Genomic DNA, 12,842 nt, shown 5'->3' with positions numbered 1-12,842 from the left:
GACTGCCGGCTGCCTACGCTCCGGCGAGTTGGGGCGACGTGCTGTTTCGAACCATTCCCGCCGGGGAACCAGTGGCCACGTTCGCGATGATCTGGTCGATGGTGGTCGTCGGGTTGAAGCCCACCAGATCGCGGGCCTTGGTATTGTCCGGCACGCGGCGGCGCATGTCTTCGTATCCGGACGCGTAGGCCTGCTCGTACGGGATAAGGCTGATCGTGCTGGGGCTGTCCAGGAGTTGCACGACGCGCTTGGCAAGGTCAAGGATGGAGACCTCCTGCGTGCCGCCCAGATTGAAGGCCTTTCCGTAGGCATCCGGATGTTCTGCCAGGCGAACTAGCGCCGGCACTACGTCCGCCACGTAGGAGAAGCACCGGGTCTGCTGGCCGTCACCGAAAACCGTCAGCGGTTCGCCGCGCTGTGCCTGGCCCACCAAGTTGGGAACCACCATTCCGTAGCGTCCGGTCTGGCGGGGACCAACCGTGTTAAACAGACGGACTATCGCGGCGCGCAGGCCGTATTGTTTCCAGTAGGCATAGGCGAAGGCTTCATCGATGCCCTTGGCCGCGGCATAGGTCCAGCGGGATTTCAGTGCCGAACCCAGGATCCGGTCAGCTTCCTCCGAGAGGGAATCGGAAGTGTTTTTGCCGTACACCTCGGAGGTGGAGGCGAGCAGCAGGACGGCGCCGGCGGCCAGGGTGGCGTCCAGAACCACTTCCGTGCCGTGGATGTTGGTGCGCAGGCTGGTCAGCGGATCTTCAACGATGAGTTTGACGCCGACTGCCGCTGCCAGATGGAAGACCCGGTCGGCGCCGGCAACCACACTGTCGACGGCGGCACGGTCCAGGATGGTCCCCTCCACAAAACGGAAACGGGGGTGGTCCAGGACTCCGCGGAGGTTCTCCAGTGAACCGGTGGAAAGATCATCCAGGACGGCGACCTCGTCACCCGCGGCAAGGAGGTACTCGGTGAGGTGGCTGCCGATGAAGCCGGCGCCGCCGGTTATAGCTGTTTTCATGTGGTGTTTTCCCTACGAAGAAATGGTGCGGTTGATAGTCAGAGCAGCTGTACGTTGTCGGCGGCCGGAAGCCTGTAGGTGGTGTCCAGGACGGCCGGCACGGAGGAAAGCCAGCCCAGATCGAACCCGGTGTGGCCGGTATGCATGATGACGAGGTCCGGGGCGAAAGCTGCAGGATCAGTCACCGAGTCCAGTACGGTGTCTCCGCTGCGGATCTGCCGGATCAGGGGATCGGTGTAGGCAACTGTTGCCCCCTCGTCCATGAGACCGGCCAAGATTTCCAGAGCAGGGGATTCACGCACGTCCTCCACATCGGGCTTGTAGGCGACGCCGGCAACCAGGATGCGGGCTCCGAAGAGCCCTTGCTTCCGGTCGGAGAGCATCTTCCGGGTCCGGTCCACCACGCGGCGCGGCCGGGCAGCGATAACCTGCATGGCCTGTTCGATGACAGGCGCATGCAGCCGGTTGCTGCGCAGCTGCCAGAGGAGGTAGTGGGGGTCGCAGGGAATGCAGTGACCCCCTACTCCTGGGCCGGGATTGAAGCGCATGAATCCGAAGGGCTTGGTAGCCGCAGCATCGATGACATCCATGACCGAAATATCCAGCGCACCGCAGATGTCCGCGAATTCATTTGCCAGGGCAATGTTCACCGCCCGGAAGGTGTTCTCGAGCAGTTTGGTCATTTCAGCTGCTTCCGCCGTGGGAACCAGGTGGACCCTGGGAACATACTTGCCCAACAGCGACTCTGCACGGTGGCCGCATGCTGCAGTGATGCCGCCGACCACCCGGGGGACTTCCTCTTGGCTGAAGTCGCTGACCCCGGGGTTGATGCGTTCCGGGCTGAAGGCCACGTGCAGATCAGTCCCCGGGTACAGCCCGCGTTCCTTCAGGGGCTGCACCAGCAGGTCCCGGGTGCTGCCCACATAGCTGGTGGAGGTCAGCACCAGGAGCTGTCCGGGCACGGCACGCGATACTACTCCGGCGCAGGCGCTGCGCAGGATGGAAAGATCCGGCACCAGGTGGTGGTCAACCGGGGTGGGAACGGCAATAACGACGGCGGCGGCCGAGGAGAGACGCCTGGAATCGGACGTCAGTTCGAAGGCGGGGTCGACGAGGGCCTGGTCCAGCCGGTCACGGTCCGCCTCCAGGAGGTCGGCCCGCCCGTCCCTGATGGTCTGCAGGCGCTGGTCGCTGACGTCTATGTGGGCAGGCCGACGTACCCCATACCCACGACCGCGACGTCGAAGTCGAAGCGGACAGCGGCGGATGCCGCAACCCCAGGGGCGCCCGCAAGCTCGGGGCCCGGAAGCTCGGGGCCCGGAAGCTCGGCGCCGGGTACGCCGGCCACAGCAATTTCCGGCAAAGGCAGAGGTGCTTCTTGTAGGGTCACGGCCGGACCCCCCTTGTCTGGTCAAAGAAATGGGCATCGATCATGGGGAAGGATCCGCATGAAGGGCGTCGACCGAGCCCCTGCCGGAGGGCAGGGATATCCGCCGCTGATGGAGGCAGTGGCGGGCAAGTCCAGCCTGCGGTCCGAAGCGGGGCGGGTGTTCGCTGCTCTGATGCTCCGCAGCCTCGTGCATGGACTTTGGTGTCGGATCGACGAGTTCAGGCTAGGAAAACGGCCGCCGTGCGGCCTGCGTAACGGCTACCGGTTCTCCTGGTGGTAACTCGCGGCAGGCACCTAGCAGTACGGCTGGGCGGGCGGCAAAGACAAGTAGTGGAGCCGGCGTACCGGCCGTGTCCAAGAAACGAATTCCACGCCGAAACAGCAGCGGCGGCACCCCCTGTCGGGGATGCCGCCGCTGCCGCTGGCGAGGGTGGAGGAGCCTAGAGTCCGGCTACGCGCCGTTCCTCCGGCTCTTCCATGGGGTTGAACCGGATGACGTCGTCCAGCGCCAGAGTGCCGGTGGGCTGGTCTTCCTCTTCAAGCAGGTAAAGCCGCTGGATGCCGATCACGATGGCATCGGCGACCGTCTGGCGGAAGACGGGATCAGCGAGCCGTTCCGCGTCGCTCCTGTTACTCAGGTAGCCAAGATCCAGGCCGACGGAGGGGATGCCGGAGAGCTTCAGGGTGTCCCAGGTCCGTCCGTGCACGCCCAGGCTGTCCATTCCCGTGCGCACTGCCAGTTCCTTCATCAGGAGAATGGCGGCACGGTGGCCGATGGGCGAACGCGGCTCGCCCGTCCCGGGCAGACCCCAGTAAAACGCAGCAATTCCGGAGGCTGCCTGCTGGTCCAGCCAGTCGCAGTGAAGGTCCAGATTGAGGCTGGGTACCCGTTCGCCGCCGGGGTTGGGACCGGCTGCGGAGGAGCGGGTGACAACGCGGGCACCGAACTCCCGCAAAATCCGCTCCACGCGCCGGCCGATGTCGGCAGCGACCAGAGCCTCGGTCAACGGCTCGGATGTCAGGCGTTCGACGGCGTGCGGCGAGGCCAGCTCCGACCGGCCCGTGCTCAGCGCGATCAGGCGGCCGCGCAGCGCCGTGGTGGAGCGGTCGAGCCGCTCGTAGTCACGCAGCGCGAAGGCCTGGCTCGGCGTAATGGCGCGGTTGACCCGGGCCATTGCCTGCATGGTGGCTGCATCGCAGATGCCGCTGACGGGGATGCCCAGGTTTTGCTGCAGCTCGGCCACGGCATAGCGGGTGCGCACACTGAACTCACCGTCGATATGGCCGTAGTAGAACCCCAGGTGGGAGAGGTGCCGCTGCAGTTCGGCGACGTCGTCTCCGCGCGCGGCAGGTTCGCCTTCACTGAAGGCCAAGGTGCGGTCTCCGAACCGGTACTGCGCGTCGGCCAGGGCGCGCAGGGTATCCGGGCCGGCGACGCCGTCGACAATGAGGCCGCGGCTCTGCTGGAAGGAGCGGACGGCGGCGTCGACGTGGTCGTCGAAAAGGGTGGGGTTGTTGACGGAGTCCGGAGCCAGGTAGGACATGGAGATGCCGGCACGCAGCAACGCTTCACGAAGCGATACTACGTGCCGGCCGGCATCCATTCTCCGCAGGGTTTCTCCTGCCGAGTGCATAATCTCTGTCTTTACTTCAGGAACGCCGCGAATTCCTGCTCAAGGACCTGCTTGGGCTTGGCGCCGATGGACGTGGCAGCCACCTCGCCGCCCTTGAAAACGTACACGGCGGGAATGGACGTGATGCCGTACTTGGCGGCGATGGCCGGGTTGTCATCCACGTTGACCTTCACGACGTCCACCTTGTCGGCGTACTGCGCGGCAATGTCGTCGAGGATGGGGGAGAGCATGCGGCACGGGCCGCACCATTCCGCCCAGAAATCCACGATTACGGGCTTGTCTGCAGTGAGGACATCGGCTCCAAAGGAAGCGTCGGTTACATCTTTTGCGTTGCTCATGTTGTTGCTCCTAACAGGTTCTGGTTCTTAGAGGGCTGCGTGTTCGGATACGGCTTCTGCCGGCGGCGTCGGAACTTCCGCGGCAGTCTCGACGGCGTCGCCGAGATCGGCCAGATAGTGCTCGACGTCGATGGCCGCCACACAGCCCGAACCCGAGGCGGTAATCGCCTGGCGGTAGGTGGGGTCAATAACATCGCCGGCAGCGAAGACGCCGGGCAGCGAGGTCTTGGACGTGCGACCGGCGACGGCGATGGTGCCCTCGGCGGTCAGCTCCAGCTGGTCCTTGACCAGGTCGGTACGCGGGTCGTTGCCGATGGCCACAAAGACACCGGTAACGGGGAGGTCCGATTCGGCGCCGTCGACGGTGCTGCGCAGACGCAGCCCGGTGACCTTGTCCTCGCCGTGGATTCCCACGACCTCGGAGTCCCAGACAAAGCGGATCTTTTCGTGGGACAGGGCCCGGTCCTGCATGATCTTGGAGGCGCGCAGGGTGCTGCGGCGGTGGACCACGGTGACGGTGGCGGCGAACTTGGTCAGGAACAGGGCCTCCTCGAGGGCGGAGTCACCGCCGCCGATGACGGCGATGTCCTGGCCCTTGAAGAAGAACCCGTCGCAGGTGGCACACCAGCTGACGCCGCGGCCGGAAAGGCGCTTTTCATCCTCCAGGCCGAGTTCGCGGTAGGCGGAGCCTGTGGAGATGATCACGGCGCGCGCCAGGAAGGTTTCACCGGTGCCGATGGTCACCTTCTTGATGTCGCCCTCCAGCTCGACGCTGGTGACATCTTCAAAGAGGATCTCGGTGCCGAACCGGGCGGCCTGCTTCTCGAACTGGGCCATGAGGTCAGGCCCCATGACGCCTTCGGGGAAGCCGGGGAAATTCTCCACGTCGGTGGTGTTCATCAGTTCACCGCCGGCTGTGACGGAGCTGGCGATCAGCAGCGGCTTGAGGTTGGCGCGGGCAGTGTAAACAGCCGCGGTGTAACCGGACGGACCGGAACCGACAATGATGACGTCGCGGACGCCGTCGGCGGCTGCGGGGGTTTCGATGCTCACGGTTAAGTGTTCCTCTTCCTGTTGAAAACTCTCTCGATCCGGCAGTAATACAGATAAGCCATGACGCCCTTTACTGACTCCGGGATCAGTGGGCACAACCGTTACAGCCTTCAGCTTATTCCGGACAGGGCTTGCCGGACACGGCAGTGCCCCGCTCCGGGGTGCCCGCGCCCCCATCCTTCCTGCGCTCCCGGCCTGGGAGCGGCAGGGAGGGCGCCGGCACGGGTTATCTCCTAGGAGACGTTGATCTCCGCGATCCGCAGGCCCCAGGGATAGGCGGCCTGGAGTCCGCCGCTCAGGCGGGGCAGCTGCGTGAAGTTCACGATCACGTACTTGGCCGTAGCCGCTTCGCCGTCCACCTTGGGCACCTGGAAGCTGGTGGTCGGGCCGGTGAAGCCGCTCTCGGCCACCGGGACGGCACCGTCCAGGCTCGGGGAGTCGTTGAGCAGCACGGAGAAGCTGCCGCCGGTGCCGTTGAGCTGGCTGATGTCAATCTTGTTGACAGCCGACTCTTCCTCCAGCTCGACGACGAGCGCGAGGTTGGGCGCGTAACCGCCGAAGGTGTCGTTGGCGTAGACGTAGCTGGACCAGTAGGTGGCCGGGTTGCCGTCCAGGATCTGGGGCAGCGCGCCGTCGTTTTCTGCGTCGAGCGCAGGATTCGCAGGTACCAGGCGGCTGATTCCCGCCGGCACCGGTGCGGCCGCAGCCGGGGCCGGTGCGTCGGCGGGCGGGGCCTCTGCCGGTGCGGGAGCCGACACCGTGGGCTCGGTTGTGGCACCGGCCTCCGGGCCGTTACTGACCCTGCCCAGTGTGCTGACCGCCACGACGACGGCAGCAACCAGAACCAGCGTCAGGACAGCGCCCACCAGCACCCGGCCAAGGGTGCGGCGTCCGCCGGAGGAATCGTCGTCGTCCTCATAGTCCTCGTAGTCCTCGCCGTCCCCGGCGCCGCCGGAAGCGGCAGCGCTGGAGGCAACAGCGGACTTCGGGAAATTGGAGGGCGGCCTTCCGGTGCCGCTGTCGGGGGTGTTGCGGGCCGGCGCGGACACTGCGCCGGCGTCCTCAACCGGGGTCTGCTCCGGCTCGTAGTCGGTTTCCGTCCAGCGCGAAACCTTGGGGGTCTGGCCGGTGGCCGGAGCCTTGGCCTGGCCGGAGACGGGCCGGGAGGCCGGGGGAGGCGGCATGTTGGCCGCTCCGGTGGCTGCCTCGGCGGGCGCATCCCCTGCGCCGCCGAATTCCAGGTCACGGGCTGCAGCAGTTTCCTCGGCTGCAGAGAGGGTGCCGCCGGCGCCTGCCGCTGCACCGGCCCGGCCGAACTTGGGGAGCTTGGGGAGGGGGCGGCCGGAGATCAGCGGCTTGCGGGGAGCGCGTTCCGCGGGCTCGTCAACGTACCGGTCCTCATCCTCGGTTTCCGGCTCGCGGGAGCGGGGCATTCCGAAGATCTCGGAGCCGAGGGTATCGGTGAAGAAGGGTTCAACAAACGGAGCATCGCGTTCGATGACCAGGTCCAGCAGATCCGCGGCGTTGGCGTTGTTGGTGACCAGGTAGGTGCGGCCGTCGCTGACGCCCAGATCCAGGATCTGCACGTTGCTGGCCCGCTCGCCGGTGGCGATCTCGCGGGCACTGGCGCTGACCTGGGCAGTGTTCTCGGGCGCGGCGAGGAGGATGCTCACGGCACGGTTCAGTACCTGGTCCACGCCGTCGAGGACCAGATCGTTCTCCGCTGAGGCCAAAACCTGGGCGGTGACCTTGTAGCGGCCCCCCAGAGTTGAGCCTGCGTCTACCGGCTGTGGCACGTGTTCCTCCCATGGAAACGGCAATTACTGCTATTCAATATGCTGCGGACTGATCTGCTGCTTGCTTGATGGCTGTTGTTCTTAACGACTGTTCTTAACGACGAGACTCCATCGCATACCTTATTACCCATGCTACCCGCGCGGATTGCCAAACCCTGAGTTGGCGCACCCGTGCCTGGTGCTCAGAACCTGCAGATCCCGGATCAGCCCGAAAGCCTCCGCTTAGCGGCGGACCTTGGCAATGACCGGGGCCAGGAAGGCATCCAGTTCCCGGACCTTCAGAACCCTGAGCAGGAAATAGTAGGACACGGCCATGAGCGAGCCGCAGGCCACCAGCGAGACCAGCGAACCGGTCAGCGACTGCCAGGCGAACCCGTCGGCCGAGTAGCCGCCCAGCAGGCCCAGGGCCGCCGACCCGAGGGCCGCGCAGCCCAGGGCGGCAAGCGTCATGCGGACATGCACGTCGAAGATCCCGGCCGCACCGTAGTTGCCCAGTTTCCGGGTGAGGAACACGTGGCTGATCAGCACGCCCGCGATGTTGCCCAGCGAATAGGCAACGGCCAGCCCGAAGACAATGCGGTTGGCCGGCAGGGTAGCGGCCCCGACAGCCAGCAGGATGCCGAAAACGGAGAGGATGATCTGCATGATCATGGGTGTCTTGCCGTCTTCGTCCGCATAAAAAGCGCGGTTCATCAGGAAGGTGGCGCTCAGGAAAGGCGCACTGATTGACAGCAGCACCAGCACCTGGCCCTGGACGACGGCCGACGCCGTGGACCCGCCGCTGAACCACATGCTGATCGGACCGGCCAGCACCACCAGTACCGCAGAGCAGAAGATGGTGGCCACGCCGATGGAGCGCAGACCGGAGGAGATGGTGCTCCGGACCTGGGCCAGGTTGCCTTCAGTGAACGCATGGGACATCTGGTTGAACAGCACGGTGGCCAGGGAGAGCGTGATGACGGAGTGCGGAATCATGTAGAACATGGACGCGGTCTCCAGGTTCATGTGCCCCGCAATGACCTCCGGCGGATTCATTGCGGCGTAGTCCGGACGCGCGTCCGTGGCGATGGTGGCGACCTTGGTGTAGACCAGGTAGGCGCCGTTGCCCACCAGCATGGTGATGATGGTCCACTTGGCCACCTTGCCGGTCTGCCGCAGGCCGGTGCCGCGCAGGCGGAAGTTGGGGCGCAGCCCCAATCCCAGCTGCCGCAGCGGGATCAGCAGCACCACAGCCTGCAGGACGATGCCCAGCGTGGTGCTGCCGGCCAGGACCAGCGTCGCGGACGATGTCCAGTTTTCCGGCGAGAAATTGTTGGTTTCCTGGCGGCCGATCACCGTGATGAAAACAATCAGGCCGGCAATGGCCACCACGTTGTTGAGCACCGGAGCCCACATATAGGCGCCAAAACGGCCGTTGGCGTTCAGCGTTTGGCCGATAACCGCGTAGGCACCGTAGAAGAAGATCTGCGGGAAGAGCCAGTAGGCAAACGTGGTGGCCAGGGAAAGCTGGGACTCGTTCAGGAAGGTCACCAGGGGAAGGATCCACGGAGCCGCCAGTGTGACCAGCAGGGTAATGGCCGCAAGCCCGACCAGGCTCAGGGTCATGATCGAGGAGATGTACTCCCGGCCCCGGTCCGGCCGCTTGCTCGCCTTGATAATCTGCGGAACCAGGACGGCATTGAACACGCCGCCGGCCAGCAGCAGGTAGATGAAGTTGGGCAGCACGTTCGCGGAGCTGAAGATGTCCGTGACCAGCCCGGCATTTCCGATGGCTACTGCCAGGAGGGCAGTCCGGACAAGGCCAAGAATGCGGGACAACAGGGTGCCAGCTGCCATGATGGCGCTTGAACGCGCCGTGCTGGGGGCAATAGTGTTTTCGGCCATCGTGTCCCTATGTTCTCACTTCAAGCGCGCGGGGCTTAAACCAGGCGGTGCGGCAGGGAGCTAGAGGTACCGGGGGAGGATCTCCCGGGCGAGGTCGGCAATGCGCCGTTCGTTCGGGAAGGAGAGCTTCTTGCCGAGTTCGGCAAGCGGGACCCAGGCGACATCCACGGCCTCATGGTCCGGATCGTTTTCGATCGTGAGGTGTCCGCCGGTGGCGGCGAGCAGAAAATGGTGCACCGTTTTGTGCACCCGGTGGCCGCTGACCGTAAACCAATAGTCGATGCTGCCCAGGGCGGTCAGGATCCGCCCGTCGATTCCTGTTTCTTCGGCGATTTCCCGGATGGCCGCCTCGCGGCTGTCTTCTTCGTTCTCGGGGTGGCCCTTGGGAAGGCACCATTCAAGCCGGCCGCCGCGGTTGAGCCGGGCAATGATCGCCACCGGCAGGTCGGAGGAGGAAGTGTCCACCACGATTCCACCGGCGGAAACCTCTTCCACTGTCGGCAGCGCGGCATGTACCGGATGCGCACCGGCTCCGCCCGTTGACGCCGTCAACGGGGTTCGCTTGGGTGCGCTTGGTACGGGATGGGCCATAGGACCACTCTAACGATCTTTGTCCGGGGATGATGACTGTCAGAGGGAGGCCCGGAGAGGACGCGGCAACCCTCGGCGTGTCCGGACCCCGGCGGGGACCTGCTGTGCGTCCGCGGACCTTTTTATCTGGCAGGCTTAAAGCACTATGGCGCACCTTTTTGATAGTTCGGCTCTGAAGACTCCCCTTCCCTCTGTTGTCGGCGAGCTCGGCACTCTGTTCCGGGACGCCGGCTTCGAGCTCTCGCTCGTCGGCGGTCCCGTGCGCGACCTCTTTCTCGGACGCGTGTCTCCGGACCTGGATTTCACCACCAACGCCCGGCCGGACGACATCATCACCGTCATCCGCCGCTGGTGTGACACCTACTGGGAAATCGGCCGCGCCTTCGGCACCATCGGCATGCGCAAGGCCGGCTTCCAGATCGAGATCACCACGTACCGGGCGGACGCCTATGACCCGGATTCACGGAAGCCGGAAGTGGCCTTCGGGGACAGGCTCGAAGACGATCTGTTCCGCCGTGACTTCACCATGAATGCCATGGCCCTGCGGCTGCCCTCCATGGAACTGGTGGATCCCTTCGGCGGGCTGCAGGACCTGCAGGCGGGGCTCGTCCGCACCCCCGGCGCGCCGTCGACGTCGTTCTCCGATGATCCGCTGCGGATGATGCGCGCCGCCCGCTTCGCCTCCCAGCTGGAAGTGGAGGTGGCGCCCGAGGTGCTCGCGGCCATGAAGGACATGGCCGGCCGCATCACCATCATCTCGGCCGAACGGGTCCGCGACGAGCTGGTCAAGCTGATCAACGGCAAGGCGCCCTGGACCGGCATCGACCTGCTCGTGGAAAGCGGCCTCGCCGAGCACGTGCTTCCCGAGGTCTCCGCCCTGAAGCTGGAAATTGACGAGCACCACCGGCACAAGGACGTCTATCAGCACTCGCTGACGGTACTCCGCCAGGCCTGCGGCCACGAGACCGGTCCCGACGGCGATGTTCCCGCCCCGGACTTCGTCCTGCGGTTTGCGGCACTGATGCACGACGTCGGAAAGCCCGCCACCCGCCGCTTTGAGCCCAACGGTTCCGTGAGTTTCCTCCACCACGACGCCGTCGGGTCCAAGCTCACGGCCAAACGGATGAAGGCCCTGCGCTTCGACAACGACACCATCAAGGCAGTGTCCCGCCTGGTGGAACTGCACATGCGCTTCTACGGGTATGGAGACGCCGGCTGGACCGATTCCGCCGTCCGCCGCTACGTCAACGACGCCGGCCCGCTGCTGCAGCGGCTGCACCGCCTGACCCGGTCCGACGTGACCACCCGGAACCGGCGCAAGGCCGGACGCCTGGCCTTTGCCTACGACGACCTGGAAGCGCGCATCACCGCACTGGCCGAGCAGGAGGAGCTGGCAGCCATCCGCCCGGATCTGGACGGCGAGGCCATCATGGCGCTGCTGGGCATCCGGCCGGGTCCGGTGGTGGGGCGCGCGTACCGGTTCCTGCTGGAAGAACGCATGGAGAACGGACCCTCCTCCCAGGAGGAAGCAGCGGCCCTGCTCCGCAGCTGGTGGGCGGACCAGCCCGAAAGCCGCGATGAAGCAGCCCTTGGCAGCGGTGACAAAATGGGAACGGACGAAAACCCGTCCACACCAGCGGAAGGAAGTAAATGAGCGACGCTGAGGACTTCGGTCCGGCGGTTCCGGATACGACGCCGGCAGGAACGCGGCTGCCGCGCCTGTGGCTGCTGCGCCACGGCGAAACGGAGTGGTCCCGCGAGGGAAACTACACCGGTCTGACGGATATTCCCCTGACCGCGGAGGGCGAGGCGCAGGCCATCGCCGCGAAGGAAAAAATCGGACAGGTCGACTTTGACCTCGTGCTGTCCTCACCGCTGATCCGCGCCCGGCGGACCGCCGAGCTGGTGGGACACCCGAACCCGCAGATCCTGCCCCATGCCCATGAGTGGGATTACGGAGACAACGAGGGCCGCAAGAGCACCCAGGTGCGGGCGGAGAACCCCGGGTACATCATCTGGAACAACGGGGTCCCCAACGGCGAAACCCTGGACCAGGTGGCGGAGCGGGCCGACCGGATCATTTCACAGGTGCAGGCCGGCTGCGGAACACCGATGGACCGGGATCCGGAGGCAGCTCCGGTGGAGAAGGTCCTGCTCGTGGCGCACGGCCACTTCCTGCGGATCCTTGCTGCCCGCTGGCTCGGGCTTCCGGCTGACCAGGGCCGGCATTTTGTGCTTGGCACGGCTGCTGTCTGCACCCTGGGCTGGGACAAACATACGCCGGCGATAGTGCGCTGGAACTATTAGTACGAAAAGAATTAAAAGAAGTTTAGAAAAAACCTTGGCAGGGAACTGAAACCTGTTGTATGTTTTTAGTGCGGCCCGGCATTCTTATCGGCAGGGCCGCACCAGCCCTTCAAGAACCACTGAAGAGCCACTGAATAACCACTGAAAAACCACGCCGGTCCCGTGCTCCCCGCACGCCGGCTCATCCGCAAGTCCACGCACTCAAGAAAGGGAGGTGGGGGTAATTATGAACCACGTATTCCTCACTGCCGCGACGGTTGCCTGCCCGCAGGCCCGCACGTCCATCCCTTCGACTGCACGGCCGGCAATCCGGCCAACCGGACGTCGGATGGCCGCTGCGGCCGGCTGGCCGGGCAAGCGGGCACTACGTACCGGCTACGCGTTTGGCCCCGGCCGCGCCTAGCGGCACTTAGAGGTCCAGTCGCCGGAGACCTAGTCACCAACACCTAGGTATCTAGCCCGGCTGCCGCTCCGGCTGTTCTGCGGCCTGGTTCGGCGGCTGCTTCTGCCGGCCGGCATCCCGACGTCCTCCAATACCCTTAAAGCCCCCCGGGATCACGAAGCGATTCCCGCGGCGGTCTTCCGCGCACCGGATTCGGTGCCGGATGTGGGCGGCGGTGCCGGACGGGGTCCTGCCGGCACACCTCGGCGTTCTTTCCTCTTTGCGTACATCCCGTCAATGCCGGCGCATTAATTCCGCGCACTAATTGGCTGATTCCGCACGCCTGCTTAGGAAAGATAATGCAGCCGCGATAAGTGCCGCCTTTCCTGCGCCGGGACCTTGTGCCTCATTTCTTTTACCTCACTTTCGTGCACCCAAAATCAGGTGCGCCA

The 12,842-nt window shown here is 65.2% G+C and carries 11 protein-coding genes; 2 read left to right on the top strand and 9 right to left on the bottom strand.

The genetic code is table 11. The features are described 5' to 3' along the window. Positions 1-13 precede the first annotated feature (13 nt). From M1D40_RS18055 to M1D40_RS18015, 9 genes are all read right to left on the bottom strand, one after another. Complete coding sequence (locus tag M1D40_RS18055) at positions 14-1,015, bottom strand: NAD-dependent epimerase/dehydratase family protein (protein ID WP_341394536.1); 1,002 nt, start codon at positions 1,013-1,015, stop codon at positions 14-16. A 38-nt stretch (positions 1,016-1,053) separates the two neighbouring features. Next, a complete protein-coding gene (locus tag M1D40_RS18050; RefSeq protein ID WP_461171085.1) occupies positions 1,054-2,163 on the bottom strand; it encodes a nucleotide sugar dehydrogenase in 1,110 nt (369 codons plus the stop codon). Between the two features lie 50 nt (positions 2,164-2,213). Beyond that, positions 2,214-2,405 carry a hypothetical protein gene (locus tag M1D40_RS18045; RefSeq protein WP_461171092.1) on the bottom strand — a complete coding sequence of 64 codons (192 nt, stop codon included), beginning with the start codon at positions 2,403-2,405 and terminating at the stop codon, positions 2,214-2,216. Between the two features lie 440 nt (positions 2,406-2,845). Continuing rightward, complete coding sequence (locus tag M1D40_RS18040) at positions 2,846-4,039, bottom strand: peptidoglycan-binding protein (RefSeq protein ID WP_341394533.1); 1,194 nt, start codon at positions 4,037-4,039, stop codon at positions 2,846-2,848. An 11-nt stretch (positions 4,040-4,050) separates the two neighbouring features. Continuing rightward, positions 4,051-4,377, bottom strand: a complete 327-nt coding sequence (gene trxA / locus M1D40_RS18035) for a thioredoxin (protein WP_341394532.1) — start codon at positions 4,375-4,377, stop codon at positions 4,051-4,053. Between the two features lie 27 nt (positions 4,378-4,404). Continuing rightward, a complete protein-coding gene (gene trxB / locus M1D40_RS18030; RefSeq protein ID WP_445818910.1) occupies positions 4,405-5,424 on the bottom strand; it encodes a thioredoxin-disulfide reductase in 1,020 nt (339 codons plus the stop codon). A gap of 239 nt (positions 5,425-5,663) precedes the next feature. Continuing rightward, positions 5,664-7,226, bottom strand: a complete 1,563-nt coding sequence (locus tag M1D40_RS18025; RefSeq protein ID WP_461169742.1) for an ABC transporter substrate-binding protein — start codon at positions 7,224-7,226, stop codon at positions 5,664-5,666. Positions 7,227-7,448: 222 nt separating this feature from the next. Beyond that, entirely contained in the window at positions 7,449-9,110 is a 1,662-nt protein-coding gene (murJ, locus tag M1D40_RS18020; protein WP_461169741.1) for a murein biosynthesis integral membrane protein MurJ, read from the bottom strand. 60 nt (positions 9,111-9,170) lie between these two features. Then, positions 9,171-9,701, bottom strand: a complete 531-nt coding sequence (locus M1D40_RS18015) for an NUDIX hydrolase (protein WP_461169740.1) — start codon at positions 9,699-9,701, stop codon at positions 9,171-9,173. A gap of 145 nt (positions 9,702-9,846) precedes the next feature. Between M1D40_RS18015 and M1D40_RS18010 the strand changes: the two genes are divergently transcribed. Next, positions 9,847-11,355 carry a CCA tRNA nucleotidyltransferase gene (locus M1D40_RS18010; protein ID WP_461169739.1) on the top strand — a complete coding sequence of 503 codons (1,509 nt, stop codon included), beginning with the start codon at positions 9,847-9,849 and terminating at the stop codon, positions 11,353-11,355. Beyond that, positions 11,352-12,008 carry a histidine phosphatase family protein gene (locus M1D40_RS18005; RefSeq protein WP_341394526.1) on the top strand — a complete coding sequence of 219 codons (657 nt, stop codon included), beginning with the start codon at positions 11,352-11,354 and terminating at the stop codon, positions 12,006-12,008. The genes M1D40_RS18010 and M1D40_RS18005 overlap by 4 nt, the downstream gene beginning before the upstream one ends. Positions 12,009-12,842: the final 834 nt, after the last annotated feature.

Source organism: Arthrobacter sp. Z1-15, from assembly GCF_054792395.1.
This window is presented reverse-complemented; position numbering and strand designations above follow the sequence as displayed.

Excerpts from the sequence above, each read along its gene's own strand:
- M1D40_RS18055 (WP_341394536.1), bottom strand. The coding sequence starts at position 1,015 with ATGAAAACAGCTATAACCGGCGGCGCCGGCTTCATCGGCAGCCACCTC.
- M1D40_RS18040 (WP_341394533.1), bottom strand. The coding sequence starts at position 4,039 with ATGCACTCGGCAGGAGAAACCCTGCGGAGAATGGATGCCGGCCGGCAC.
- trxA (WP_341394532.1), bottom strand. The coding sequence starts at position 4,377 with ATGAGCAACGCAAAAGATGTAACCGACGCTTCCTTTGGAGCCGATGTC.
- murJ (WP_461169741.1), bottom strand. The coding sequence starts at position 9,110 with ATGGCCGAAAACACTATTGCCCCCAGCACGGCGCGTTCAAGCGCCATC.
- M1D40_RS18015 (WP_461169740.1), bottom strand. The coding sequence starts at position 9,701 with ATGGCCCATCCCGTACCAAGCGCACCCAAGCGAACCCCGTTGACGGCG.
- M1D40_RS18010 (WP_461169739.1), top strand. The coding sequence starts at position 9,847 with ATGGCGCACCTTTTTGATAGTTCGGCTCTGAAGACTCCCCTTCCCTCT.
- M1D40_RS18005 (WP_341394526.1), top strand. The coding sequence starts at position 11,352 with ATGAGCGACGCTGAGGACTTCGGTCCGGCGGTTCCGGATACGACGCCG.